This is a genomic window from Mesorhizobium huakuii (assembly GCF_014189455.1).
In the GTDB taxonomy this organism is placed as follows: Bacteria; Pseudomonadota; Alphaproteobacteria; order Rhizobiales; family Rhizobiaceae; genus Mesorhizobium; species Mesorhizobium huakuii_A.
Map to the genome: position 1 here is coordinate 5,054,203 of NZ_CP050296.1, position 25,882 is coordinate 5,080,084.

General features: G+C 63.1%; 20 protein-coding genes, 1 tRNA gene and 2 pseudogenes. 9 read left to right on the forward strand and 14 right to left on the reverse strand.

Going from position 1 to position 25,882, the window contains the following annotated elements; all coding sequences use genetic code 11:
- Nucleotides 1-120: 120 nt before the first annotated feature.
- Entirely contained in the window at nucleotides 121-2,118 is a 1,998-nt protein-coding gene (gene glgX / locus HB778_RS24300; protein WP_183457614.1) for a glycogen debranching protein GlgX, read from the forward strand.
- Nucleotides 2,118-3,776, forward strand: a complete 1,659-nt coding sequence (locus HB778_RS24305) for an alpha-glucosidase family protein (RefSeq protein ID WP_183457616.1) — start codon at nucleotides 2,118-2,120, stop codon at nucleotides 3,774-3,776. Before glgX ends, HB778_RS24305 begins: the two co-directional genes overlap by 1 nt.
- Nucleotides 3,777-3,822: 46 nt before the next feature.
- Here the strand turns inward: HB778_RS24305 and HB778_RS24310 are convergent, their stop codons facing one another.
- Both HB778_RS24310 and HB778_RS24315 read right to left on the reverse strand, forming a co-directional pair.
- Complete coding sequence (locus HB778_RS24310; protein WP_183457618.1) at nucleotides 3,823-5,592, reverse strand: TadG family pilus assembly protein; 1,770 nt, start codon at nucleotides 5,590-5,592, stop codon at nucleotides 3,823-3,825.
- Nucleotides 5,593-6,039, reverse strand: coding sequence for a TadE/TadG family type IV pilus assembly protein (locus HB778_RS24315; RefSeq protein ID WP_096456137.1), 447 nt, complete (start codon nucleotides 6,037-6,039; stop codon nucleotides 5,593-5,595).
- Between the two features lie 283 nt (nucleotides 6,040-6,322).
- Between HB778_RS24315 and HB778_RS24320 the strand changes: the two genes are divergently transcribed.
- The 4 genes and pseudogenes from HB778_RS24320 (at nucleotide 6,323) to HB778_RS24335 (ending at nucleotide 11,770) form a co-directional block, all read left to right on the forward strand.
- Nucleotides 6,323-7,915, forward strand: a complete 1,593-nt coding sequence (locus HB778_RS24320) for a peptide ABC transporter substrate-binding protein (RefSeq protein ID WP_183457620.1) — start codon at nucleotides 6,323-6,325, stop codon at nucleotides 7,913-7,915.
- 163 nt (nucleotides 7,916-8,078) lie between these two features.
- A complete protein-coding gene (locus tag HB778_RS24325; protein WP_095198585.1) occupies nucleotides 8,079-9,002 on the forward strand; it encodes an ABC transporter permease subunit in 924 nt (307 codons plus the stop codon).
- A pseudogene (locus HB778_RS24330) lies at nucleotides 8,995-10,117 on the forward strand (ABC transporter permease). Before HB778_RS24325 ends, HB778_RS24330 begins: the two are co-directional and overlap by 8 nt.
- A 33-nt stretch (nucleotides 10,118-10,150) precedes the next feature.
- Nucleotides 10,151-11,770, forward strand: a complete 1,620-nt coding sequence (locus tag HB778_RS24335; RefSeq protein ID WP_183457622.1) for an ABC transporter ATP-binding protein — start codon at nucleotides 10,151-10,153, stop codon at nucleotides 11,768-11,770.
- Between the two features lie 39 nt (nucleotides 11,771-11,809).
- Here HB778_RS24335 and HB778_RS24340 read toward each other — a convergent pair whose 3' ends face one another.
- The 5 genes from HB778_RS24340 to HB778_RS24360 all read right to left on the reverse strand — a co-directional run bounded on the left by HB778_RS24340 (nucleotide 11,810) and on the right by HB778_RS24360 (nucleotide 14,429).
- Nucleotides 11,810-12,154, reverse strand: a complete 345-nt coding sequence (locus HB778_RS24340) for a hypothetical protein (protein WP_183465209.1) — start codon at nucleotides 12,152-12,154, stop codon at nucleotides 11,810-11,812.
- Between the two features lie 322 nt (nucleotides 12,155-12,476).
- Nucleotides 12,477-12,905: a hypothetical protein gene (locus HB778_RS24345; protein ID WP_183457624.1), complete on the reverse strand. Its 429-nt coding sequence runs from the start codon at nucleotides 12,903-12,905 to the stop codon at nucleotides 12,477-12,479.
- A gap of 4 nt (nucleotides 12,906-12,909) precedes the next feature.
- Nucleotides 12,910-13,038: a hypothetical protein gene (locus HB778_RS43095; protein ID WP_348524628.1), complete on the reverse strand. Its 129-nt coding sequence runs from the start codon at nucleotides 13,036-13,038 to the stop codon at nucleotides 12,910-12,912.
- 672 nt (nucleotides 13,039-13,710) lie between these two features.
- Nucleotides 13,711-13,995, reverse strand: a complete 285-nt coding sequence (locus HB778_RS24355) for a hypothetical protein (protein WP_183457626.1) — start codon at nucleotides 13,993-13,995, stop codon at nucleotides 13,711-13,713.
- A 125-nt stretch (nucleotides 13,996-14,120) separates the two neighbouring features.
- Nucleotides 14,121-14,429, reverse strand: a complete 309-nt coding sequence (locus HB778_RS24360) for a hypothetical protein (protein ID WP_183457628.1) — start codon at nucleotides 14,427-14,429, stop codon at nucleotides 14,121-14,123.
- 111 nt (nucleotides 14,430-14,540) lie between these two features.
- Here HB778_RS24360 and HB778_RS24365 point away from each other — a divergent pair, with 111 nt between their 5' ends.
- The gene (locus HB778_RS24365; RefSeq protein ID WP_183457630.1) at nucleotides 14,541-15,023 is read left to right on the forward strand and encodes a hypothetical protein; all 483 of its coding nucleotides are present in this window, start codon (nucleotides 14,541-14,543) and stop codon (nucleotides 15,021-15,023) included.
- 167 nt (nucleotides 15,024-15,190) lie between these two features.
- Here the strand turns inward: HB778_RS24365 and HB778_RS24370 are convergent.
- Nucleotides 15,191-15,267, reverse strand: a tRNA-Pro gene (locus tag HB778_RS24370).
- A gap of 75 nt (nucleotides 15,268-15,342) precedes the next feature.
- Nucleotides 15,343-16,227, reverse strand: a complete 885-nt coding sequence (locus HB778_RS24375) for an NmrA/HSCARG family protein (RefSeq protein WP_183457632.1) — start codon at nucleotides 16,225-16,227, stop codon at nucleotides 15,343-15,345.
- Nucleotides 16,228-16,328: 101 nt separating this feature from the next.
- On the opposite strand from HB778_RS24375, the gene HB778_RS24380 reads away from it, so the two are divergent.
- Nucleotides 16,329-17,228, forward strand: coding sequence for a LysR family transcriptional regulator (locus HB778_RS24380; protein WP_183457634.1), 900 nt, complete (start codon nucleotides 16,329-16,331; stop codon nucleotides 17,226-17,228).
- Between the two features lie 42 nt (nucleotides 17,229-17,270).
- Nucleotides 17,271-19,511: a mannose-1-phosphate guanylyltransferase/mannose-6-phosphate isomerase gene (locus tag HB778_RS24385; RefSeq protein WP_183457636.1), complete on the forward strand. Its 2,241-nt coding sequence runs from the start codon at nucleotides 17,271-17,273 to the stop codon at nucleotides 19,509-19,511.
- 7 nt (nucleotides 19,512-19,518) lie between these two features.
- On the opposite strand, the gene betB is transcribed toward HB778_RS24385, so the two are convergent.
- From betB to betI, 5 genes and pseudogenes are all read right to left on the reverse strand, one after another.
- Nucleotides 19,519-20,982, reverse strand: coding sequence for a betaine-aldehyde dehydrogenase (gene betB, locus HB778_RS24390; RefSeq protein ID WP_183457638.1), 1,464 nt, complete (start codon nucleotides 20,980-20,982; stop codon nucleotides 19,519-19,521).
- Nucleotides 20,983-21,060: 78 nt separating this feature from the next.
- Entirely contained in the window at nucleotides 21,061-22,713 is a 1,653-nt protein-coding gene (betA, locus tag HB778_RS24395) for a choline dehydrogenase (RefSeq protein WP_183457640.1), read from the reverse strand.
- Entirely contained in the window at nucleotides 22,706-23,707 is a 1,002-nt protein-coding gene (locus tag HB778_RS24400) for a threonine/serine dehydratase (protein ID WP_432421205.1), read from the reverse strand. Before HB778_RS24400 ends, betA begins: the two co-directional genes overlap by 8 nt.
- Nucleotides 23,707-25,235 (reverse strand): annotated as a pseudogene (betC, locus tag HB778_RS24405) (choline-sulfatase). Before betC ends, HB778_RS24400 begins: the two are co-directional and overlap by 1 nt.
- The gene (gene betI / locus HB778_RS24410; protein WP_183457644.1) at nucleotides 25,232-25,822 is read right to left on the reverse strand and encodes a choline-binding transcriptional repressor BetI; all 591 of its coding nucleotides are present in this window, start codon (nucleotides 25,820-25,822) and stop codon (nucleotides 25,232-25,234) included. The pseudogene betC and the gene betI overlap by 4 nt, the downstream one beginning before the upstream one ends.
- Nucleotides 25,823-25,882 lie beyond the last annotated feature (60 nt).

Sequence of the window (25,882 nt, forward strand, 5' to 3'; positions counted from 1 at the left end):
GCGCAGCGCCGAGACGGATGAGGGGTGCGCGAAGGATCGCCGTCCTTGCCAAGCTGGAGCACCCCTCATCCGTCGCCTTCGGCGACACCTTCTCCCACAAGGGGAGAAGGGCGAGCCCGCATGACCCAACTCGGCGCCACCGTCACCCCAGAAGGCATCCGGTTCGCCGCCTGGTCCTCGTCGGCCCGTCGCCTCTGGGTCTCTATCTTCGACGGGCAGGGAAACCGCGAACTCGACCGGCTGGAACTGCAGCCGGAAGGCGAGGGTGTGCATGCGCTCTTCGTCTCCGGCCTTGCCGCGGGCACGCGGTACGGCTGTCGCGCCGATGGTGACTATGCGCCCGAGCGCGGGCTGTGGTTCGATCCCAACAAGCTGCTCGCCGATCCCTACGCCGTCGAAATCGACCGGCCCTATGTCTATCACTGGCGACTCGCCGCACGACGCAACGAGGGCGCCGACACCGCGCCGCTGATGCCCAAGGCCGTGGCGAAGGTCTTGCCCACAGTTCCTGTGCTGCCATCGCTGTTTCGTCCGGGCGGCCTGATCTACGAGCTGAATATCCACGCCTTCACCAAACTGCATCCAGACATTCCGGAAGAGCAGCGCGGTACGATCGCGGCGCTTGCTCATCCTGTCATCATCGAGCATCTGCAACGGCTCGGCGTGTCGGCCGTCGAACTGATGCCGGTGACGGCCTCGATCGACGAGCGGCACCTGCCGCCGCTGGGCCTGAGCAACGCCTGGGGCTACAATCCCGTCACCTTCATGGCGCTTGACCCGCGTCTCGCGCCCGGCGGCCTCAAGGAATTGCGCGACACCGTCGCCGCGCTGCGTCAAGCCGGCATCGGCACCATCCTCGATCTCGTCTTCAACCACACGGGCGAAAGCGACCGGCTGGGGCCGACGCTGTCGCTGCGCGGGCTCGACAATCAGGCCTATTACCGGCACCAGCCGGATGGCAGGCTGGTCAACGACACCGGCACCGGCAACACCGTCGCCTGCGACCATCCGGTGGTGCGGGACATGGTGCTCGACACGCTCCGACACTTTGTCCGCCTTGCCGGCGTCGACGGCTTCCGCTTTGATCTGGCGCCGGTGCTGGGCCGCGTTGACGGCGCCTTCGATCCGGCGGCGCCCTTGCTCTCGGCGATCGCCGGCGATCCCATTCTGGCCGATCGCGTTTTGATCGCCGAACCCTGGGATATCGGTCCTGACGGCTACCAGCTCGGCAACTTTCCGGCGCGCTTCCTTGAATGGAACGATCGTTATCGCGACGATGCCAGGCGCTTCTGGCGCGGCGATGCCGGCGCGGTGGGAGCCCTGGCGACACGGCTTGCCGGCTCGTCCGACGTTTTTGGCAAAACCGGTCAACCGGCCAGCCGCACGGTCAATTTCATCGCCGCTCATGACGGCATGACGCTGGCCGACATCGTCGCCTATGAGCGCAAGCACAACGCGGCCAATGGCGAGCAGAATCGCGACGGCCACAACGACAATCTGTCCTGGAACAATGGCGCCGAGGGCGAGACCGGCGACGCGGCGATCGCCGATGCCCGCTTCGGCGATCAGTGTGCGCTGCTCGCCACGCTGTTTGCCTCGCGCGGCACCATCATGCTGACCGCGGGCGACGAATTCGGCCGCACGCAGCGGGGCAACAACAACGCCTACGCGCAGGACAATGCCATCACCTGGCTCGACTGGGCCGGCCGCGACCAGGCGCTGGAGCGCTACGCATCAGCGCTCGGCATGCTTCGTCGTGCCGTCCCGGCTTTCTCGGACACGCATTTCCTGACAGGAGAGCCGGCCGATGCAACAGGCATCCCCGACGTCGCCTGGTTGACCGAGACCGGCATGCCGCTTGCCGAGGCGGACTGGAACGACCCGGCACGGCACCGCCTCGTCATGCTATTGGGCGATGCAGGCGGCGGCCGCCTTGCCGTCATCATCAACGGCGATCGTCGCCAATGCGTCTTCGCCTTGCCCGTGCGGGAAGGGTTCGGATGGCAGCCGGCGATCGAAGCGCAGCCGATCGACCTTGCGCGGCCGCTGCCGGGTCGCAGCGTCCATTTCATGATCGAAGGTCTAGCCGCAAAGGGCCGCGCCGGGAAGGGTTCGTAATGGCCGACAACAATGCCAGCCCTTGGGCCGATCCGGGGGCGGAGCAGGGGACCGAATGGTGGCGCGGCTGCGTCATCTACCAGGTCTATCCGCGCTCCTTCCAGGACACGACCGGCGACGGTAGCGGCGATCTCAGGGGTATCACGACGCGGCTTGCCCATATCGCCTCGCTCGGCGTCGATGCCGTCTGGCTGTCGCCCTTCTTCAAGTCGCCGATGGCCGATATGGGCTATGACGTGTCGGACTATCGCGACGTCGATCCGATGTTCGGAACGCTGGAGGATTTTGACGCATTGGTCGCCGAGGCGCACCGGCTCGGCCTGAAGCTCATCATCGACCAGGTGATTTCCCACTCGTCCGACAAACACGAATGGTTCGTCGAAAGCCGCGCCAGCCGCGACAATCCCAAGGCCGACTGGTACGTCTGGGCCGATACGAAACCCGACGGCAACGCGCCCAACAACTGGCTGTCCGTCTTCGGCGGCCCGGCCTGGGAGTGGGATTCGACCCGCCGGCAATATTACATGCACAATTTCCTCGCCTCGCAGCCCGACCTGAATTTCCACAATCCGGAGGTCCAGGACGCGCTTCTCGACACGGTGCGCTTCTGGTTGGAGCGTGGCGTCGACGGTTTCCGTCTCGACACGGTCAACTACTATGTCCATGACCGCTGGCTGCGCTGCAATCCGCCTTTGGCGTCGAGCGTCGCCGGCACCAACAGCGAGACCAATACCTACCTCTACCAGGAGCATCTGTTCGACAAGACACAGCCGGAAAACCTGGCCTTCCTCAGGCGTTTCCGCGCGCTGCTTGATGAGTACCAGGACCGCGCCGCTGTCGGCGAAATCGGCGATGAGGGTCGCTCGCTGCAGACGCTGGCCGCCTACACCTCCGGCGGCGACAAGCTGCAAATGTGCTACACCTTCGATCTGCTCGGCGCGCAGTTTTCGGCGGCGCATGTGCGCGGCTGTGTCGAGGCCTTCGAACATGCGGTCGCCGACGGCTGGGTCTGCTGGGCGTTTTCCAATCATGACGTGGTGCGCCATGTCAGCCGCTGGACCGGGCCGGACGGCGATGCCGACGCGGTGGCCAGATTCTCGATCATGCTGCTCGCCTGCCTGCGCGGCTCGATCTGCCTCTATCAGGGCGAGGAGCTCGGCCTGGAGGAGGCGGAGCTTGCCTATGAGGATCTGCGCGACCCCGTCGGCATCCGCTTCTGGCCGGGTGTGAAGGGCAGGGATGGTTGCCGCACGCCAATGGTCTGGGAGGCCGGCGCCGACAATGCGGGTTTCTCGACGGCCAAGCCCTGGCTGCCGGTCCCGGCCAGCCATCGCGCCCGTGCGGCCGATGTGCAGAACGACAACGAGCAATCGGTTCTGTCCGCCTACCGCTCGACGCTTGCCTTGCGCAGGCGCCATCCAGCGCTGGTCAGCGGTTCGATCCGCTTTCTCGACGCCGAGGGCGACGTGCTCGCGTTCGTCCGCGAAGGCGGTGGGCAGAGGCTGCTCTGCGTCTTCAATTTCGCTGGAGAACCGGCGAATTGGCCGTTGCCGCCGGACATCGACGCCGTCGCGCCTGTCTTGGATGGCGGCGCTGCTGTTGAGGAGGAAGCGCTCTCGCTGCCGGCTCTCGGTTGCTTCCTTGGTCGGCTCGACTGACGGTTTACCCGTCTTTCGGCCAGGCGATCCGCCTGGCCACAAATGCCTACTGTACAAGCACCGCCCGTCCGCAGGTCGCTCCGGTGACCCGCACGTCGGCCTGGCCAACACCGACACCCAGGGCTGACAGCACATTGTAGAGCAAGTCGTCGACGGGCGCCGTTACACTGTTGAGCAGGGTCACCACCGCCGGCTTGACCGTTCCGAGCAGGGCGGTGAGATCGATGCCGAGACCAAGCACATTGGCCGAAAGCGATAGGTTGTTGACCAGCGACGTGGTGAGCGACTGCGAGATGTTGCGTGTCGAAACGGTCTTCACCGTCTTGTTGGCGATGTCGGTCGCGTTGAAAGTCAAGGTTTGCGGGCTGTTGTTGGTGATCGCGGTCGCGGCCGAACCCATTACCTGGATCAAGGGAATGTTGATCAGCAGCAGATGGAGGCTCACATCGGCGATCTCGGCGTCGGTGAAGGTCTGCGGCTGGCTGAAATCGGCAAAGCCGGAGGGATTGTTGCTGTTGGCGAGGTTCAACTGCGCAATGCCGGGGTGCGCGGCGATGGAAACGCTGATGCTGGAAGGCCCTGTCGGGCAGGTGATGTCGGTCAGCTTCGCTTCGGCATAGGCGACTTCCACGTTGAGCGGCAGATTGACGGCCAGCAGGCTGATGCCGCCGCCGAGGCCGGGCGAGCCGACACCGACGGAGGCCGTCAGTTTGATGCGCGTCTGGGCTGTCCGCACGGTAGTGCCGATGCCATCGATCGCCAGCCAGGGCGAGGATTGCGCCGGCTGGCCAATGGCGATGTTGAGCTGGGTGTTGAGCAGCCCCGGGATGGTGGCGCCGAGATTGACCGCGGCCTGGTTGGTGCCGTTCGCCAGCACGGCGGCGGCGGTCAGCATACCCATGGCGCTTGCGTCGACGCCGAGGCCGGACGGCTGTTGACCGAGGCCCAGGCTGCCGACGGAACCGAGGTCGATAAGACTGCTGAGCGGGATCTTGACCGTGCTGGTCGACTTGGAGGCGATGGTTTGCAGGGCAACCTTGGCCGTATTGCCGAGGCCGGGAACATTGGCCATGGCCGTGGCGATCTGGCCGACTGTTGCCTTCGAGGCCAGCACGTCCGAATAGGTGCCGGCCGTGATGTTCAGTTGTGTGGCGAGCGCGCTGACGAAGGAAAGCACGCTGACATCGGCCGAGATCAGCCCGTTATAGTCCATGACGCTGAGCGAGATGTTGCCGCCGAGAAGTCCACTCAGCAAAGCGTTGAGGATGCCGCCATTGACGCTGAGCAGTCTCGATCCGACCGAGAAAGTCGCTTGCGGCGTCATGCTGGCCGTGGCCTGGGTGCCGATGACCGGACTGGGGATGAGCGAGCTCGCGAAATAGCGGGCAGGGATTTTCGTCAGCGTGACACGCACCGCATTGTACGGTGTCACGCCCGCCTGGAAGCGCTGGGTGACATTGGTGGTCGACGAGGCATATCGGCCCTGCGTGACCGTCACCACCGTCTTCCCGATGGCTGGGGCAATGGTCTGGCCCGGGGCTTGAACGACGACGCCCGGCATGCCGTTGTCGGTGAGCGTGGTGACAACCGCCGTGTTGACATTGTTGATGTTCGAGGCGGCGGTGATCGCTGCCAGATCGACCATCGCCTGGGCTTGCCGGCGTTCGGAGTAGATTGAGGCCTCGTCGATCGCCACCGCGGCCAGCGCCAGTGCGACCGGTGCGCTCAGGGCCGTCATGACGGCGAAGTTCGCCTTCTTGTCGGCCATGAGACGCTGGGCGATCCGGGCGACCATCGTGCGCGTGCGCAGCAACATTCAGATACCCCCGACCCTGATCGTCGACTGGCGCGTGATCGTGGTCCCCGGCATGGCTATGCCCGGGAACAGGTTCCAGATCGGCAGGTTGCGGGCATCGTACGAAATGGACACCACGAACTGGCTTCCATCAGCCACGCTGTCATTGGCCTGGTAGGTCAGTTTGCTGGCATCCACGAACGGATATCCGCCGGCATTGTTGGTAAGGTAGCTGGCCACCAGCGTCTGCCGCTCGGTCTGGTTCAACCCGGCGATGGCCGTTCGCGCGGCATCCGCCGCAATTTGCTGTATAGAGTTGGCAGCGCCAAAATAAATGCCGTACGCAACCATTCCGAGTAGAAGAAGGATAAAAAGCGGCGATAGCAGAGCGAACTCGACCGCGGAAGTTCCCGAATTGTCTGTTCGGAACGCGCGCCTTCGGACCCGGGAAATGAGGTTCTGAACCATGCGAATAGCATGCCAAAGTTCGCATGCAGAAAGCGAAAACTCCAGGCACAACCTGGGGATGTGTGTGATTGAAAACGCCGCTCTAATTTAGCCGTTGCTTCTTCAATTATGAGGATTGACTTAGGGTCAATCAGTACTCGGTTGAAAAGAGCTTACCTCCTGTCTAGTCTCCTGCCACCAGCTGCCGGAGGGAACCGGCGGCGCGCTCAAAGGAACCAGGCATCGGTTCCGGGGCGTCAACACTTAAAGGCGCGCCAACGGCAGCGCCGACAGGGAGAACTTCATGCTGAAAAACATGCTGAAGGCGACGGTATTCGCCACCACCATGGCGGTAGCCGCCGGCGCATTCTACACGCCGGCTTTCGCCGAGAGCGTCTACAACAGGGGCACCGCAGCCGAATCGGAATCGGTCGACCCGCACAAGACTTCGACGGTCTATGAAGCCAATGTGCTGCGCGACCTGTTCCAGGGCCTTGTCATGCAGGACGAGAAGGCCAACCTCATTCCGGGCGCCGCCGAAAGCTGGACGGTATCGGATGACGGCACCGTCTACACCTTCAAGCTGCGCAAGGACGGCATGTGGTCGGACGGCAGCCCGGTGACGGCGGACGACTTCGTCTACGCCTTCCACAGGCTGGAGGACCCGGCGACCGGCGCCGAATACGCCTCGATGCTGTATCCGGTGAAGGGTGCGGAGGATTTCAACACCAAGAAGGGCAAACCCGAGGACATGGGCGTCAAGGCGATCGACGCCAACACCCTGGAAGTGACGCTCAAGGCGCCGACGCCTTACTTCCTGGAGATGTTGACCCACCAGGCGACCTACCCGGTCAGCAAGGCCTCGATCGAAAAGCTCGGCGCCGACTGGATCAAGCCCGGCAAGCTTGTTTCGAACGGCGCCTATACGCTGGCTGAATGGGTTCCCAACGACCATATGAAACTGGTCAAGAATCCGAAATTCTGGGACGCCGCGACCGTCAAGTTCGACGTGGTCAACTACATCCCGACCGAAGACCGCTCATCGGCGATGAAGCGCTTCGAGGCGGGCGAGCTCGACAGCTATGACGATCTGCCGACCGAACAGCTCGCCGACCTCAAGACCAAGTTCGGCGACCAGATCCATGTCGGCCCGTATCTCGGCACCTATTATTACGCGATCAAGACCGACAAGGCGCCGTGGAACAACCCTGAGCTGCGCAACGCCATCTCGATGGCGATCGACCGCGACTTCATCGCCGAAAAGGTCTGGCAGAACTCGATGCTGCCCGGCTATTCGATGGTGCCCCCCGGCATTGAGGGCTACACGCCGGCAATGGCCAAATACGCCGACATGCCGCAGATCGACCGCGAGGACGCGGCCAAGAAGATCCTCGAGAAACTTGGCTATACGCCCGAACATCCGCTGAAGATGGAAATCCGCTACAACACCTCGGAGAACCACAAGAACACCGCTGTGGCCATCCAGGAACAGCTGAAGCCGCTCGGCGTCGACGTCACGCTGCTCAACACCGATACCAAGACCCACTACTCCTTCCTCGAGCAGAAGGGCGACTACGACGTGGCGCGTGCCGCCTGGATCGCCGACTACAAGGACCCGGAAACCTTCCTCGGCATCTCGCGCAAGGCGAGCGGCAACAACTACTCGAACTACAACAGCCCGGCCTATGAAGCGGCCATGGACAAGGCGGCCGCCGCCGGCGGCAAGCCCGAGGAGCGCATGAAGGAGCTCTCCGAGGCCGAGCGCATTCTCGTCGACGATGTCGGCCAGATCCCGCTTCTCTACTACAGCTACCACGACATCGTGTCCTCGAAGCTGCATGGCTTCGTCGACAATGTGATGGATGTCCATCCGTCGCGCTTCGTCAGCAAGGACTGATCCCTGGCCAAGCCGCCGCGCCCTCAGAGGCGCGGCGGTGCTGGTTTGCCATCGCATCGGCCGGGAAGCAGAATCGATTTTCGGAAAATCCGGTGCGAAGATTTGAAGGCTGGAGCACAATCATCCAACTGGATGGGCGTGTTCCGGATCAAGTGGGGCACCGATGCTGCGATATGTATTCCGGCGGCTTTTGACCGCCATCCCGACGCTGTTCGTCATCGTGACGATGGCGTTCTTCCTGATGCGCGTCGCGCCAGGCGGCCCATTCAACCAGGAGCGGGGGCTGAGCCCTGAGATCAAGGCCAACCTTGAAGCCCAGTTCGGCCTCAACGATCCGCTCTGGCTGCAATATGTCCACTATCTCGGCAATCTCCTGCGCGGCAATTTCGGCCCGAGCTACAACATGCCGGACTTCACCGTGACCGAACTGTTTGCCAAGGGCCTGCCCATTTCCGTCCAGCTCGGTGCCTCGGCGCTGATCCTGGCGCTGCTGCTTGGCAGCGTGCTCGGCACCATTGCCGCGCTCAACCAGAACAAGCTTGGCGACTATACGGTGATTGCGCTGGCGACGGCCGGCAGCACCATCCCCACCTTCGTCATCGCGCCGGTGATCCAGCTCCTGTTCGGGCTGACCTGGAAGCTTTTGCCGATCGGCGGCTGGGGTGACGGCGCCTTCATCAACAAGGTCGGCCCGGTGCTGACGCTCGCTCTGCCGCAGATCGCCATCGTTGCCCGCCTGATGCGCGGCTCGATGATTGAATCGTTGCGCTCTCACCATATCCGCACGGCACGCGCGCTCGGCCTCTCCGACTGGTCGGTGGTGGTCAAGCACGCCTTGCGCGGCGCCATTCTGCCGATCGTCTCATTCACCGGCCCGGCGGCGGCGGCCCTTTTGACCGGGTCGGTCATCGTCGAGACGATCTTCTCCATCCCCGGCGTCGGCCGCTATTTCGTCGATGCCGCGCTCAACCGCGATTATACGCTGGTGATGGGGACGGTGGTGGTGATCGCCATCTTCACCATCATCTTCAACCTGATCGTCGACGTCATGTACGCGGTCGTCGACCCGAGGGTGCGCTATGACTGACATCGCAGCCACTGCTCCTGCCATCGTTGGCCGCTCGCTCTGGGGCGACGCCTGGGCGCGCCTCAAGGCCAACCGCGCCGCCATGTTCAGCCTCTATTACCTCGCTTTGATCGGGATCGTCAGTGTGTTCGGCCCCTGGTTCGTGCCGCATCAGTACACGACGATCTATGCCGACTATGTCCGCATGCCGCCAAGCCTGTCGGCCTATCCGAAGGCCGACATGATTCAGGGGGCACTCACGGATGCCATCAAGCGCATGCGGGTCGATCTCAAGGAGTGGCATCAGGAAGGCAGCCACGTCACGGTCACCGTCACCTCGACCAAGCCGATCGATGATCGCAACATCCGCTACCTCGACCGTTCCGATGCCTTTGACGACACCAAGATCGAGAGCAAGTCGGCCGACGGGCTCGAAGTGACGATGAGCACGTCGGTCAAGCAGCAATATTTCCTGTTCGGCACCGACAACACCGGCCGCGATCTCCTCTCGCGCACGCTGATGGCCGGGCGCATCTCGCTCGCCATCGGCCTGCTCGCCGGCGTCGTGGCGGTGGTGATTGGCGTCATCTATGGTGCTGCCGCAGGCTTTTCCGGCGGCAAGATCGACGAGGTGATGATGCGCATTGTCGATGTGCTCTATTCCTTGCCGTTCATCTTCTTCGTCATCATGCTGGTGGTGTTCTTCGGCCGCAACTTCGTGCTGATGTTCCTGGCCGTGGGGGGCGGTGCTGTGGCTCGACATGGCGCGCATCGTGCGTGGCCAGGCGCTGTCGATCCGCCGCCAGGAATATGTCCAGGCGGCGGAAGCCATGGGCGTCGGCCAGCGCGGTATCCTGCTGCGCCACGTCATCCCCAACCTGCTTGGTCCGGTGGTGATCTACATGACCCTGCTGGTGCCGCAGGTCATCATCCTGGAGAGTTTCCTGTCCTTCCTCGGCCTCGGCGTGCAGGAGCCGATGACCAGCTGGGGCGTGCTGATTTCGGTCGGCGCCAAGAACATCGGCACCGCCAACTGGCTGCTTCTGTTCCCCGCCTTCTTCCTCGTCTCGACGCTGTTCGCGCTCAATTTCGTCGGCGACGGCCTGCGCGACGCACTTGACCCAAGGGATCGCTGAGATGGGGGATCGATAAAGATGGGGATCGCTGACATGGCCACTCCCGAAACGATCCTCAGCGTCAAGGACCTGCGCGTCCGCTTCCGCACGCTCGACGGCGCGGTCGAAGCGGTGAAGGGCATCAACATCCACGTCAATGCGGGCGAGACCGTTGCCGTGGTCGGCGAGTCAGGCTCCGGCAAGAGCCAGACGATGATGGCGGCGATGAGCCTGCTGGCCTCAAACGGCGAAGCCACGGGCCACGTCGACTATCGCGGGCGCAACCTGCTGACACTGAGCAAATCCGATCTGAACAAGGTGCGCGGCGCCAAGATCAGCATGATCTTCCAGGAGCCGATGACCTCGCTCGATCCGCTCTATTCGATCGGCAACCAGCTGATCGAACCGATCCGCCGGCATCGCGGCCTGAATGCCGCCGAGGCACGCGAGGAGGCGCTCAAGCTCTTACGGCTCGTGCATATTCCCGATCCTGAGCGGCGGATGAAATCCTATCCGCACGAAATGTCCGGCGGCCAGCGCCAGCGTGTGATGATCGCCATGGCGCTCGCCAACGATCCCGACATACTGATCGCCGACGAGCCGACGACGGCGCTCGACGTCACCATCCAGGCGCAGATCCTGATGTTGCTCGCCGAACTGCAGCGCAAGCTCGGCATGGCGATCGTCTTCATCACCCACGATCTCGGCATCGTCCGGCGCTTCGCCGACCGCGTCTATGTCATGCGCCAGGGCGAGGTGGTCGAGGAGGGCGACGCCGAGGCGATCTTCGTCAACCCGCAGCATGCCTATACAAAAATGCTGCTGGCGGCCGAGCCGACGGGAACCAAGGCGCCACCGCCGGCCAGTGCGCCCGTGGTGCTCGAAGGCAGGAATGTCGAAGTCACCTTCAGGATCGGCGGCGGGTTTCTGGCCGGCGAACCGCTGATGCTGCGCGCCGTCGATGACATCTCGATCCGGCTGCAGCGCAATCAGACCATCGGCATTGTCGGTGAATCCGGCTCGGGCAAATCGACGCTCGGCCGCGCCTTGCTGCGGCTGCTGCCGAGCGATGGGCTTATCCGTTTCGGCGATCGCGACATTTCCTCCGCCGACCGGCAGCAGATGCGGCCACTGCGGCGCCAGATGCAGCTCGTCTTCCAGGACCCGTTCGGCTCGCTGTCGCCGCGCATGACCGTCGGCCAGGTCATCACCGAAGGGCTGCTGGTTCATGAGCCCAATCTTTCGGGCAAGCAGCGCGACCAGCGCGCGGTCGAGGCCTTGCTCGAGGTCGGCCTCGATCCCAACGCCCGCAACCGCTACCCCCACGAATTCTCCGGCGGCCAGCGGCAACGCATCGCCATTGCCCGCGCCATGATCCTGAAGCCCAAAATGGTCGTGCTGGACGAGCCGACCTCGGCGCTCGACCGCTCGGTGCAGAAACAGATCGTCGAGCTGTTGCGCAAGCTGCAGGCCGACCACGAACTGTCCTACCTGTTCATCAGCCACGATCTTTCGGTCGTACGCGCCATGGCCGACTACATCATCGTCATGAAGCAGGGCAAGATCGTCGAAGAGGGGCCGACCGAGGCGATCTTCAGCAATCCGCAGCACGTCTACACGCAGACGCTGATGGCCGCGGCGATCGATGTGACGCGGTTCCGGCTGAGCGCGTGAGACGTCACATCAGGTAAGGTAATCATCGGGACTGTTCGCTTAGCCCGCTGATTTCGGGCACTTGCGTGCTCGCGCAGCGGCAATGGCATCCTGCTGCTGTTTCAGCCGGTCGATCCTGGCTGTTTCGCGGTTGGCCACCACTGTTTTCACGCGCGAGCCACCAAGCAGCCAGCGCGGAACAGCGGTGTTGACGACCTTGCCGCGGGTGATCGCGGTTTGCGAGATCTCGCCGGCGTTTTCGCCCAGCGCGCTGTTGAGCTCGGTACAGCTCATGCTGTCGTATTTTGCGGGATCGACCGTCCTGCCGATCGACGAGCAACCGGTAACGAGAAACATCGCAATCACAAGAACCGGTGCCGAGGCTGTCGTTGAAATCAAATTCATCTCCACATCCGGCTCGCCAGTTTCACCGGCTTCATCATATCCACCGAACCATCTGGAGCCGACGATTATTTCGTCAAAGATGCGCTCGCGAAAGAACCCTGTGGGCGCGTGAACATACAGGGATTTCCAGCCGATATGGGAACGTTCTCGGCCACTCGAAGTTGGTATCCGTCGAGTGTCTAAATTCAATCACTGGAAACGGAGAGAGTCGTCTCGGTTGATGCCGGGGCGGCTTTTCGTCGCCTAAGGGCGCACTTTCGGCGGCTCGAACTGGTTGTGGCAACCCGCCTTCGTCCCGCACCCTTCATCCAGTCTCGAATTCTCATGCTGCTTCGGCGATGAATGCGGCGGGAGTGCAACCGCCGAGCACCGCTTGGACGATGTCGGTTGCATTTTCATCGACATGCGCGGTCACCAAGACGATCCCGTCGGCAACGCTCCGCTCATCCGGCGTTGCCGCAGTGGTGATGAATGCGCCGAGCAACCCGCCGGCACAGACCGCGCAAACCAGTGCTGTTGCCGGTAGCCCTGCCGCAATAGGACTGACGCCGCAAACGGCCATGGCGCTCAGGCAGGCCAATGCCGCACCGACCGTACCAAGGATGACACTCGGGGACCTCAGAACTGTGACTTCGTCCCGGTAGGGCCCGATAATGGCAATCTGAACGCGAGGAACACCGACCGCCACCAACTCTCCAGCAACCCGGGCTGCTTCAGCATGGGAATCAAAAAGCTTGCTGATTGTCCGCATGGTCTCAGAGCGTTTTCTTGTCGAGCAACGTGTCGGTAACGAAGGACGCGGCGATCAAATCGTCATGGTCAATGCTGCCCCGTCCGTCCTCCATCATGGCCGCGACCCTTTGGAAGGTCTTCATTTCGCTCATGGTAATTCGGGCATGCTGCATTCTGGTCCTAAGGTCCGCTACGCGCGTTCCCGAGGCATCGGATCTTATGGCCTCAATGTTAGACATGGTGACGTTCATCCAGTTCCGCTCATCTGATTATCTTCGGGTCCAGCAACCGAACAGGGCCGCAGCACAAACGTTCCCTGGCTGGGCTTCGGTCCGGTGGAACCCCAGACTTTAGTCCGGCCGCAAAATGCAATGGTCTTACCTGTGGTGCTGTTCGGAACGGCCACTGTTCGCAGCCGTTGTCCACCGCACGTCAGGAGGAAGTTGATGGACAAGAGTGTTGGCCAAGCGCGCTGGTTGCTCGCACTGATCTTTGCGGTGGCCATCACTTTCATGGCGATTGGAATGACCCATAGCTGACCATCCGAGAGATCGAGCACGAATGGATTTGCAGATTGGCGCAGCTACGTCCCTTCCTGCGCCGATAGGGTTCGCTCGCAGCGTCCGTGTGGCGAGCGAACCCTAAATGTCTAGAGGGCATCCTGCCAACGAAGTGAGATTCTGCGACCCTTTCGGACGGGCTGAATGGTGTCGTATTCAAACGACGGGTCGTCGGTGATGCCTGTATCGGTGTGCCAGATCAGCAACCAAATTTCAGTTTTTGCAGGCAGGCCCGGCTGCAAGGAGCCGGGCCTGCGGCGTCGATCAATAGCCGTTGTTTTCGATCACCACGGGGTGGTGGTGGCGATGATGGGTGGAGACAGCGCCCGTGACGATGACGGTATCCGGACGATGGTGCCGGCGGCCGTGATCGTAGAACGCGACGGTGCCGTGGTGGCGGTGATGCAGACGCTGGCCGTCCTCGTTGATGATCTTGACGTTGCTGTGGTGACGGTGGTGGGTCTTGATGATTACGTCGGTTTGGGCCGCCGACGCGACAGCCGGCAATCCGATGGAAAGCGCCAAAGCGCACATGACCATTGATTTCATTGCAATTTCTCCATTACCTTGATTAGCCCTTCGTCGGATAACTGCCGCTGGCCCCTTTGGTTCCGGGCTGTCCCAGGACAGTCTCGGAGCCCTCCGGAAAGTCGAATGACGGGCTATCGCTTGGCCTAAGGCTGAGAAGGGGCCGCGTCTCGCCGACGGTACTTGCAAACAACGAAGTGGCTCGATGCATCGGTCGTGCTCGCATCGGGCAACACGACGATCTGTGCCCAGAAATCGCAATATCGGGCTATCGCTTCCGGCACCTCTTTGGTGCTCATGCCGGAGATAGTGGCGACATCGCCGTCTCTACAGTTGGTCTTTCCGGACAACTGGGCTGACGCCGCCACAATTTCGCATGACCGCTCGTCGTCCGCGTGGGAGGGCGCGCAATGGCAGGCAAGCGCGAATGCTGCTGTGAGAACCAGTTTTTCCATGGCGGCTCCAGGCATCACCGGCAGTCCCTCAGGAGTGAACATGCGCTATCGCTAATATAAAAGCAATTCAGCAGGCCAATGCTCGATCTTGCCTATGCGATGGAACATTAGGTGCATCTAATTGTTCTGTTCTCACGGCCGACGCCATCGCCTGGCATCGGCAGAAGATCAGCCGGGCAAAGGCTGATCGGCACGCGTTTCTTCATCAGAGGCGCGAGCTTTTCCAGGCAACGGGAGAAGGATCATGAACAATATAATTTGGCTCGTTGGAGCGGTGGTCATCGTACTATTGATATTGAGCTTCTTCGGCCTGCGATAAGCCCGACGTCAAATATGCCCATGGACCCCTCATCGGAAGACGACCAGCCCAAGCGGACATTGCGAAAGCGCCGCAGGCTATCAGCCGAAGACCGAAACGATGGCAGGGAGTTCGTCGCCCCTTTTCCACCTGAAGACAGGAGCTTCCGCGTCTGGTTCCTGTCCAATGAAACAGGCATCAGCGTCGACCAGGCCGGTGAACTTGTCGACACGATCGACACGGATGGCGCGGCGTTGTTGAATGCCGCGCGGCGGATGAAAATTCACGCGCAATGACCGAGAGACTTCAGCCGCCGACGTCAGCGTTTTCAGCAAGCCCAGTGGCGTGGCGCGTTGGCGACAAAGGGAAGGGCCGCGCCGAGGAGGCAGCTCATCTCGCCGTGTTTTCGGCTGCGATATCAGTTTGAGCGCCAAAGTCGGGATGCGCTAACACGTTGTTTTTCTGGTCGGAGTGGCAGGATTTGAACCTGCGACCCCCTCGTCCCGAACGAGGTGCGCTACCAGGCTGCGCTACACTCCGTGACCAGACGGCGGGCTTATAGCCGCCACACCTCATTCCTGCAAGCGGCAATGGCAGTACTTCTGTCGCATTTCATCAGCTTTCGCCGCCCAGGCCGTTGGCGCCCCAGTTAAATGCGCGCGCCCAGTCGGCAAAACCGTGCCAGCGCACCTCTGGGAATTGCCTGTGCAAGGCGGCGATGTCGACGTCGTAGCCGACTCGGTCGAACCATTCGAATATCAGCGCCGCGTCCTCACTCTGCTGGCGGGCAGCAGCGATCGGGATTTCCTGATAGCGGATCGGTCGGCCGATGGCCTCGGACAGGATTTTCGCTTGCTCTTCGCCGGACAATTCATCCCCGGCAAAATCGAAGCGCTTGCCGAACACCTGTTCCCGCCGTTCCGCGAGGATGGCGACGAAGGCGCCGATATCCGCCAGCGCGACCAGTTGGAGGACACGCTTCGGTGGCATCGCGAAGGCGTGAATGCCCTGGCTGAGCGTGCCGATCGACCAAGGCGCGACGGCATTCTCCATGAAGGCGACCGGCGCGCTGATCGTGTAGGGGATGCCGAGCTGCCTGACATGCTGCTCGACCAGATATTTGCTTTCGAAATGCGGAATGCCGGTCTGCTTGTCGGCGTCGGCAACGGATGAATAGATCAGGTGTCCGATGCCGGCGGCCTTCGCCGCATCGGCGGCAAGGATCCCCTGGCGGGTTTCCTCCTCGAGGCCGGCCTCGTAGCTGTTGCCCATCAGGAACATGGTGTCGACGTCTTTTGCGGCCTTCACGACGGAGGCTGCGTCGGCGAGATCGCCGGCCACGACCTCGGCACCCGCCGCCGTCAGTTGCCGTGCGGCATCGCTGTCGGGCTTGCGCGTCAGTGCCTTGACGCGATGGCCCCTGGACAACAGGGCACGCGCAACAGCGCCGCCTTGCTGGCCCGTGGCGCCGGTCACAAGAATGCTTCGTTTGCTGGTCATCTCATTTGCTCCGTCTTGTTTTGTCTGGAGCAAAATTAGGCTCTGTCGCATTGATGCATAATTGCCTATAATTGGAAAACTTTGTCCCGATTTTGAGAACAATGATCGACCTCAACGATGTCATCGTGTTTGCCCGCGTCGTCGAAGCCGGCAGCTTCACCGCTGCCGCGCGCCTGCTCGCCATGCCAAAGACGACCGTCAGCCGCCGTGTCGCCGCGCTCGAACGCGAGGTCGGTGTGCGCCTGCTGCAGCGCACCACGCGCAGCCTCAACCTGACGGATGCCGGGCGCCTCTACTATGAGCAAAGCAGCCAGGGCCTGCGGACGATCGAGGAGGCGAATCTGCGTCTCGCCGAGGCGAGGGCGGAGCCTTCAGGCACGATCCGCATTTCGGCCCCCGTTGGTTTCAGCGGTCACTTCCTCATCCGCGCCGTGATCGAGTTTCTGGCACTGTACCCGAAGACCAATGTCGAGCTCCGTCTCACTGACGACAAACTCAACCTGGTCGAGGACGGCATCGACCTCGCCTTCCGCACCGGGAGACTTGAGGATTCGACGCTGATTGCCCGCAAGATCGGTTCCACGCACAGGCTGCTCTGCGCCAGCCCCGACTATCTCGCACGCTACGGCATGCCAGAAGGCCCTGCCGATCTCGCCCGCCATCGATGCGTTATCGCTGGCCCTTCGGCCTCCGGCGCTCATTGGGTGCTGGATGGGCCACAAGGCCAGGAAAGTGTCGTCGTCGCCGGGCGTTTCGCCGCCAATGAGATGCAGGCGGTGGTGGCGGCCGCGCTCGCAGGGTTCGGCATCGCCCAATTGCCCCAACTGATGGCCGAGGGGCTGATCAACGAGGGACGGCTGCGGCGCGTTCTCGAGGGCTACACGACACCGGCCGGCGGCCTGCACGTTCTCTATCCCAGCAGCCGGCACCTTTCACCCCTGGTTAAGGCCTTCATCGATCTGGCGGTCGAGCGGATTTCCAATCGGGTGAACACGGCTTAAGGCATGCTTGCCACCCTAGACCCACTTCTGAGCGAGACCCGAATGAGCCAGCGCATCGTCAGTTTTGTCATGAGTGGCGGCGTTGGTTCGCGGCTCTGGCCGCTGTCGCGCGAGGACAATCCCAAGCAGTTTCACGATTTTTCGGGTGACGGCTCCATGCTGGCCAAGACCTTGCGCCGGCTGACGGCAAGGCCGGCCGGCGAAACACCGATCTTCCTGATCGCCTCCGAGCGCCATGCCGATCGTGTCCATGCCGATCTGGCCGGGCTCGATCTCGCCGGCGGGGGCCTATTGTTCGAACCCACGGGGCGCAACACCGCCGCCGCGATCGCACTGGCAACGCTGCGCACCCTGTCTGAATTTGGCGACAGCCTGGTGCTGGTCGTGCCGTCGGACCATGAAATATCAACGCCAAGCCAATTCTGGCAGAGCGTCGAAGCAGGCGCCGAGGCGGCGCATGCCGGCCGGCTCGTGGTGTTCGGCATCAAACCGACTCAGCCCGAAACCGGCTATGGCTATATCGAGGTGGCGGGCGCACGGGGCGGCATCTTCGACGTCACGCGTTTCGTCGAGAAGCCGGATCTTGCGACGGCGCAGAGCTATCTCAAGGCGGAAAGCTTTTACTGGAACACCGGCATCTTCCTGTTTCGCGCCGCCGCCATGCGTGATGCCTTCGCCGCTTTCGAGCCCGACATCTGGAAGGCCACCGAAGCCGCCTACAAGGCAGCGACAGCGGACCTGTCCGGCCTCTATATGCCGCTGGAGCTCTACGAGGCCATCCCGTCGATCTCGATCGACTATGCCATCATGGAACGGGCGCAAGGCATTGCCATGGTGCCGGCCGACTTCCGCTGGAACGATCTCGGCTCCTGGCAATCGCTGCTCGACGTCGGTCCGGCCGACGACCACGGCAATGTCGTCATCGGCGATGTCGTCGCCATCGATTGCGAGAACTCCTACATCCGCAGCGATGGCCGCCTGCTGTCGGCGATCGGCATGAAGGATGTCGCCATCGTGTCAACCGCGGATGCCACTTTCGTCGCGCCGGTCAGCCACAGCCAGCACGTCAAGAAGATCGTCGAGCAGCTCGAAAGATCCGGCCGGCTGGAAACCCGGTTCACGCCGGCGCATGACCGCGTCATCGAAAGCGGCGCCTGGCGCCGCCGCGTCCATCACTGGCTTTTCCAGGAGACCTTGCCGCTGTGGTCGACATCGGGTGTCGACGAACGCCATGGCGGGTTCCATGAAGCGCTCGGCTTTGATCGCGCGCCGCTGATGAAGCCCAAGCGCATGCGCACAATGGCCAGGCAGGTCTATGCCTTCGCGGTCGCCAGCGCGCGCGGCTGGGATGGTCCGGCCGACCGGCTGATCAGCCACGGCATCGAGTTCATGGTCAGAAATGGCCGCACCGACAGAGGCGGTTGGGTGCGCACCCTGCATGTCGATGGCTCCGTCGCCGACGCCACCGAGGATGCCTACGATCATTCCTGCGTGCTGCTTGCGCTTGCGCATGCGCATATGTCGGGTAATCCCGAAGCCTTGCGGCTAGGTGAGGAAACCTTCGCCTTCCTCGATGCCCATCTCGAGGATCATCGCATGACCGGTTTCCTCGAAACATCGGACGGAGAGGGCGAGCGCCGCTCCAACCCACACATGCATCTGCTCGAAGCCTTCCTGGCCTGGCACCAGGCCACCGGCGAGCGCGCTCATCTGCGCCGCGCGGCGCGCATCATCGATCTTTTCCGCAGCCATTTCTTCGACCGGGACAGCTGGACGCTGGGCGAATATTTCGATGACGAATGGAAGCCGTCAGCCGGTGAGAAGGGGACTTGGACCGAGCCCGGCCACCATTTCGAATGGGCGTCGCTGCTGGTCGATTTCGCTGGGCGCAGCGGCCAGGCCGAGCTGAGCGGCTTCGCCCGAAAACTCTATGCCTCGGCCATCGCCAATGGCCTCAACCGCGCCACCGGCCTGGCCTATGGCGCCGTCTCCCGGCAGGGGCTGCCGCTGGACCTGATCTCGCGCAGCTGGCCGCAGGCCGAAGCGGTCAAGGCGGCCATAGCGCTGGACGGTTCGGGTGGACCCGATCTCAAGCCGGAGATCGAGGAACGCGTCGGCCGGCTGTTCCGCTGGCACATCGACCCGGCGCCGCTCGGCCTATGGATCGACCGCATCGACGAGCGTGGCCGTTCGCTGGCATCAGACGTGCCGGCAAGCATCTTTTATCACCTGGTCTGTGCGTTGACCCAGTATCTGGATGGAACGGTGGAGAAGGCGGCTTAAGCGCGGCTCAATACGGGCTCGCCACATCCCCGGTCTCGACATAGATCGATTTCAGCTGCGAATAGAGCGCCAGCGCCGCCAGCGAATTTTCCCGCCCGATGCCGGACTGCTTGAAGCCGCCGAACGGGATTTCAACCGGCGTCAGATTGTAGGCGTTGATCCAGCAGGTGCCGGCCTGCAATTCGGCGATGACACGGTGGGCGCGCGGCAGGTCGCGGGTGAAGACGCCGGCGGCGAGGCCGAATTCGGTGTCGTTGGCGCGGTCGATCACCTCGTCCTCGCCATCGAATTTCAGCACGCTCATGACCGGCCCGAAAATCTCTTCGCGGGCGATGCGCATATTGTCGGTGACGCCGGTGAACACCGTCGGCTCGACGAAGAAGCCGCCACCGAAACCCTGCAGTGAGGGAACGTTGCCGCCACAGGCGAGAACAGCGCCATCCTGCTTGCCGATCTCGATATAGCCGACCACCTTGTCGTGCTGTGCTTTCGACACCAGTGGGCCCATCTGGGTCTCCGGATCGAGCGGGTCGCCGATGCGGATTTTCTTGGTCCGCTCGATCAGACGGTCGACGAAGCGGTCGTGGATGCCGCTCTGCACGAAGACGCGCGTGCCGTTGGAGCAGATCTGGCCGGTGGAGTAGAAATTGCCGAGCATGGCGCCGCCGATGGCGTTTTCGATATCGGCGTCGTCGAAGACGATCAGCGGCGACTTCCCGCCGAGTTCCATCGTCGCGTGCTTCATCTTCGAGCCGGCGAGCGACAGCACCTTGCGCCCGGTTGGCACCGAGCCGGTCACCGAAACCTTGGCGACGACATCGTGGCCAACGAGGCCCGCGCCAACATCGCCATAGCCCTGCACGACGTTGAACAGCCCGTCAGGCAGGCCGGCCTCGCTGTAGATCTCTGCCAGCGCCAGTGCGGAAAGCGGCGTATTTTCCGACGGCTTGAACACCATGGCGTTGCCCATGGCGAGCGCCGGTGCCGACTTCCAGCCGGCGATCTGGATCGGATAGTTCCAGGCACCGATGCCGACGCAGACGCCGAGCGCCTCGCGCCGTGTGTAGGCGAAGGGTCCGCCGAGGTCGACGGCCTCGCCATTGTAGGCGGCGACCGCACCGCCGAAATACTCAAGACAGTCTGCTGCGGAAGGCGCATCCGCCACCAGCGTCTCCTGGATCGCCTTGCCGGTGTCGAGCGTCTCGATGCGGGCGAGGTCGGCGTTGCGGGCGCGCAGGATGTCGGCGGCGCGGCGCAGGATGCGGCCGCGCTCGACCGGCTTCAGCCGCGCCCAGGCCGGCTGCGCGGCCCGCGCGGCCTCGATCGCAAGCTCCAGCACGTTCGGCGTCGCCGAGCGCAGGGTAGCGATGACCTCGCCAGTTGCCGGATAGATCACCGGCAGCGGCGCGCCGCCTTCGTCCTCTATGTAGCGTCCGTTGACATAGTGCGATGCCGTGGGCTGGGCGCGCATGGGATTCTCCAAGTGGTCCGGCGCCCAAATGGGCGGCTCAATCTATCGGGCAGCTCGATTTGCCGCGTGGATCATGCGCTATCTGTCCGAGGTCTGCCAGCGCGGATTGATCCATGGTTCCTGGTTGGACGGCGCCAGTGGCGTGCGGCCAAGGATGTGGTCGGACGCCTTCTCGCCGGTCATGATCGACGGCGCATTGAGGTTGCCGTTGGTGACACGCGGGAAGATCGAGGAATCGGCGACCCGCAATCCGTGGACACCGATGACCCGGCATTCCGGATCGACGACGCTCATCAGGTCGTCGGCGCGGCCCATCTTGCAGGTGCCGCAAGGGTGGTAGGCGCTCTCGGCATGGTCGCGAATGAAGACATCGAGATCGTCGTCCGACTGCACATGGCTGCCCGGCGAGATTTCCTGGCCGCGATAGGCGTCGAAGGCCGACTGGCCAAAGATCTCGCGAGTCAGCCGGATGCAGTGACGGAACTCGGTCCAGTCGTCCGGATGCGACATGTAGTTGAAGCGGATCACCGGCTTCGCTTTCGGGTCCGGCGAGCGCAGCGTCACCGAGCCGCGCGACTTCGACCGCATCGGCCCGACATGCGCCTGGAAGCCGTGCGACTTCGCCGCCGCCTTGCCGTCATAGCGCACCGCCGCCGGGATGAAGTGATACTGGATATCAGGATAATCGACACCGGCGTGCGAGCGCACGAAGGCCGCCGCCTCGAAATGATTGGTGGCGCCGAGACCCGACTTGAAGAACAACCACTGGGCCCCAATCAGCGCTTTCGAGAATGGATTGAGCACCGAATTCAGCGTTATCGGCTTGGTTGATTCCTGCTGGATATAAAGCTCCATATGGTCCTGCAGGTTGCGGCCGACGCCGGGCCGGTCGGCTACCACGGCAATGCCGTTTTCGCGCAAATGCTCGGCCGGGCCGATGCCCGATAGCATCAGGATCTTGGGCGAATTGATCGACGAGGCGGCGACGATCACCTCACGTCGCGCCTTAACGATTTGAATCTGTTTGTGAGCTTCGATTTCGACGCCGACGGCGCGTTGATTCTCGATGATCACCCGGCGGGCGAAACCCTTGAGCAGGCTAACATTCCTGCGTTGGAGAGCCGGCTTCAGATAGGCCGATGCCGCCGACCAGCGGCGGCCGCCGCGGATGGTCTGCTCCATCGGCCCAAAGCCTTCCTGCTTGGAACCGTTGTAGTCGTCGGTCAGCTCGAACCCGGCCTGGCGGCCTGCCTCGACGAAGGCGCCGTAGAGCGGATTTTTACGCGAGCCGCGCTGGACATGCAGCGGCCCGCTATGCCCGCGCCAACCATCCTCGCCGCCGTCATTGTCCTCCATGCGCTTGAAGTAGGGGAGCACGTCGGCAAAGCCCCAACCCGTTGCACCCTCTTCGGCCCAATGGTCAAAGTCGCGGGCATGGCCGCGTACATAGACCATGCCGTTGATCGAGGACGAGCCGCCGATGACCTTGCCGCGCGGCGTCGCCAGCACGCGGCCGCCGAGATGCGGCTCCGGCTCGCTGGCAAAGCCCCAGTCGTAGAGGCTCATGTTGAGCGGGATCGACAGCGCCGACGGCATCTGGATCAGCGGCCCGATATCGCTGCCGCCGAATTCGATGACGATGACCGAATGCTTGCCGTCCTCCGACAGGCGATAGGCCATGGCCGAGCCGGCCGAGCCGGAGCCGATGATGACGAAATCCGCTTCAAGCATGGTTCATATGCGCCATAAAATCGGCGAGCGAGACATTGCCGCCGGTAGCCACAACAAGGACGGTCTTACCCGCCACATCCACTTTACCGCCGAGCAGCGCCGCGAGTGACGCAGCCCCAGACGGCTCCAGCACTAGTTTCATCCGCTCGAAGGCGATCTTCATCGCCCGCCGCACCGACTGGTCGTCGACGGTGATGCCGCGAACACCCGCTGTCTTGACCGCCGCGAACGGCGCATCGCCAGGCCGCCGCGACATCAGCCCGTCGCAGATCGATTTCGGCCCGATCGGCATCGTCTCGATGCTGCCATGCGCCAGCGACGAGCCCATGCCATTGAAACCTTCCGGCTCGACGCCGATGATCTCGGTCGCCGGCGACAAATAGTGGAAGGCAAGCGAAACGCCGCCGATCAACCCACCGCCGCCGACCGAGCAGAACAACAGATCGGCGCTGGCGTCCTTGGCCTCAAGCTGATCGAGCGCTTCGAGGCCGGCGCCGGCCTGGCCGGCGACGATCTCGGGATCGTCGAAGGGATGCAGCAGGGCCAGGCCTTCCGTCTCCGCAATCTCGCGCGCCTTGGCGGCGGCGACCTCTTCACGCGCCCGCTCGCCGTGATCGGTTAGCACGACGCGCGCGCCATAGCCCGCGGTCGCGTCGCGCTTGGCGGCCGGCGCGTCGATCGGCATGACGATGGTGACTGGAATGCCGAGCGCCTGGCCGGCAGCGGCCAACCCCTGCGCGAAATTGCCGGAGGAATAGGCGACGACGCCCTTTCTCGCCTCGTCGGCCGACAGCCGCTTCAGCCGCCAATAGGCGCCGCGTACCTTGAAAGACCCGGCCCATTGCAGCGATTCCGGCTTGATGAAGACGCGGGCAGCACCCGTCTCTCCGGCAAGCGCTGTCGATTCCAGCAGCGGCGTGATCTGCGTCGCCCGGGAGGTGACGGCATAGGCCTGTTTGAGATGATCGAGGGAGGGGACGAGAAGGTCTGTCATCATTCGCCTCGCGGGAACCGTTTCTGCTCTTCGAGCACGTTGAGATCCATGTGGTTGCGCATGTAGCGTTCCGACGCCTTCTGCAGAGGCTGGAATTCCCAGGGATAGTGCGTGCCGTTGCGCAGCGCCGGGTAGACCACCCAGCGCCGTGCCTGGCTGGCCCGCACGGCGGCGTCGAAGGCCGCCATGTCCCAGCGCGCGCGCACCTTTTCCAGGAAAGCCGCCACCAGACCGGCATGCGCCGGATCGGCGGCGAGATTGCTCAGCTCATGCGGGTCCGCTTCGATGTCATAGAGTTGCGGCGGATCGATCTCGCAATGGACGAACTTGTAGCGGCCGTCGCGGATCGCCACCAACGGTGCGTTGGAGCCTTCGGCGGCATATTCCATCAGCACTGGCGCGGTGCGTGGCTTTCCATTCAGCAGCGGCAGCAGCGACTGGCCGTCGGTCCATGGCGCGATTGCGCTCATGTCGATGCCGGCGAGATCGCACAGCGTCGGCGTCACGTCGAGATTGGACACCGGCGCCTCGATCAGGCCGGCCGGCACGCCCTTGCCGGCGATCATCAGCGGCACCCGCGCCGAGCCCTCGAAGAAGCACATCTTGAACCACAGGCCACGCTCGCCGAGCATGTCGCCATGGTCCGAGCAGAACAGGATGATCGTGTCGTCGAGCATGCGCGTGCGCTCGAGCACCGACAGCAGCTCGCCGACCTTGTCGTCGAGATAGGAGATGTTGGCGAAATAGCCGCGCCGCGAGCGGCGGATCTGTTCTGCCGTGATGTCGAAACCGTCGTAGTCGGAAGCCTTGTAGAGCCGCTGCGAATGCGGATCCTGCTTGTCGTACGGGATGAAACTGATCTCTGGCTCCAAAGCCGGGCAATCCTCGTAAAGATCCCAGTACTGCCGCCGCGCCACGTAGGGATCGTGCGGATGGGTGAAGGAGACGGTCAGGCACCAAGGCCGGTGCGCCGCATCGTCGGAGACGCGGGCGAAGTCGTAGAGCTTCTGCACCGCATGGAAAGCGACCTCGTCGTCATATTCCATCTGGTTCGAGATTTCGGCGACGCCGGCGCCGGTCACCGAGCCGAGATTGTGGTACCACCAGTCGATGCGCTCGCCGGGCTTGCGGTAGTCCGGCGTCCAGCCGAAATCGGCGGGATAGATGTCGGTGGTCAGCCGCTCCTCGTAGCCGTGCAACTGGTCCGGCCCGACGAAATGCATCTTGCCCGACAGCACGGTGTGATAGCCGTCGGCGCGCAGATGATGGGCAAAGGTCGGGATCGACGAAGCGAACTCGGCGGCGTTGTCATAGACCTCGGTGCGCGACGGCAACTGGCCGCTCATGAACGAGGCGCGGCCCGGCGCGCAGAGCGGCGAGGCGGTGTAGTTGTTCTTGAAACGGGCCGAACGCGCCGCGAGCGCTTTCAGATGCGGCGCATGCAGGAAGCCTGCCGGGCCATCGGGAAAAAAGTCCCGTTGAGCTGATCGACCATGACGATCAGGAAATTGGGTCGCTTCGTCGTCACTGTTTGCGCCGCTCGCCGAGTTTGGTTTCGAGATAGTCCTCGACCAGCGCGATCGCGGTCGCGGCGTCGGGCACGCCGTCCTTCAGCGCACGCCTGATGTAGAGCCCGTCGATCATCGCCGCTGTCGCTTCGGCGGCGCGGTCGGCCTCGGCCCTGGGCAGGATGCCGGTCAGCCCGCTCATCAGGTTCGAGTGCAGCCGCCGCGCATAGACCTTGAGCAACCGGCGCAAGGCCGATGATTTCTGTGCCTCGACATAGAAGGCGAGCCAGGCGGCGATGGTTTCCGGCTGGAACTGGATCTCGGAGAAGTTGACGGCAACCACGGCCGAAACGCGTTCGCGCGGGGAAACGGCGGATTGCAGGGCGCGGCGCATGTCGATGGTCAGTTCGGCGAGGATGTGCCGCATCGTGGCGAACAGCAATTCGTCCTTGGCGCCGAAATAATGATGGGCAAGTGCGGAGGACACACCGGCCCGGCCGGCGATCTCGGACATGGTCACGTCCAACGAGCCGCGCTCGCCGATCGCCGAGATCGTCGCGTCGATGAGTGCCTTGCGGCGCAGTGGCTCCATTCCGACTTTTGGCATCTCGTTCCCGATTTTTGCGCGGAGATTATTTTTTATTGACGAGTCAATCAACAAAAAATC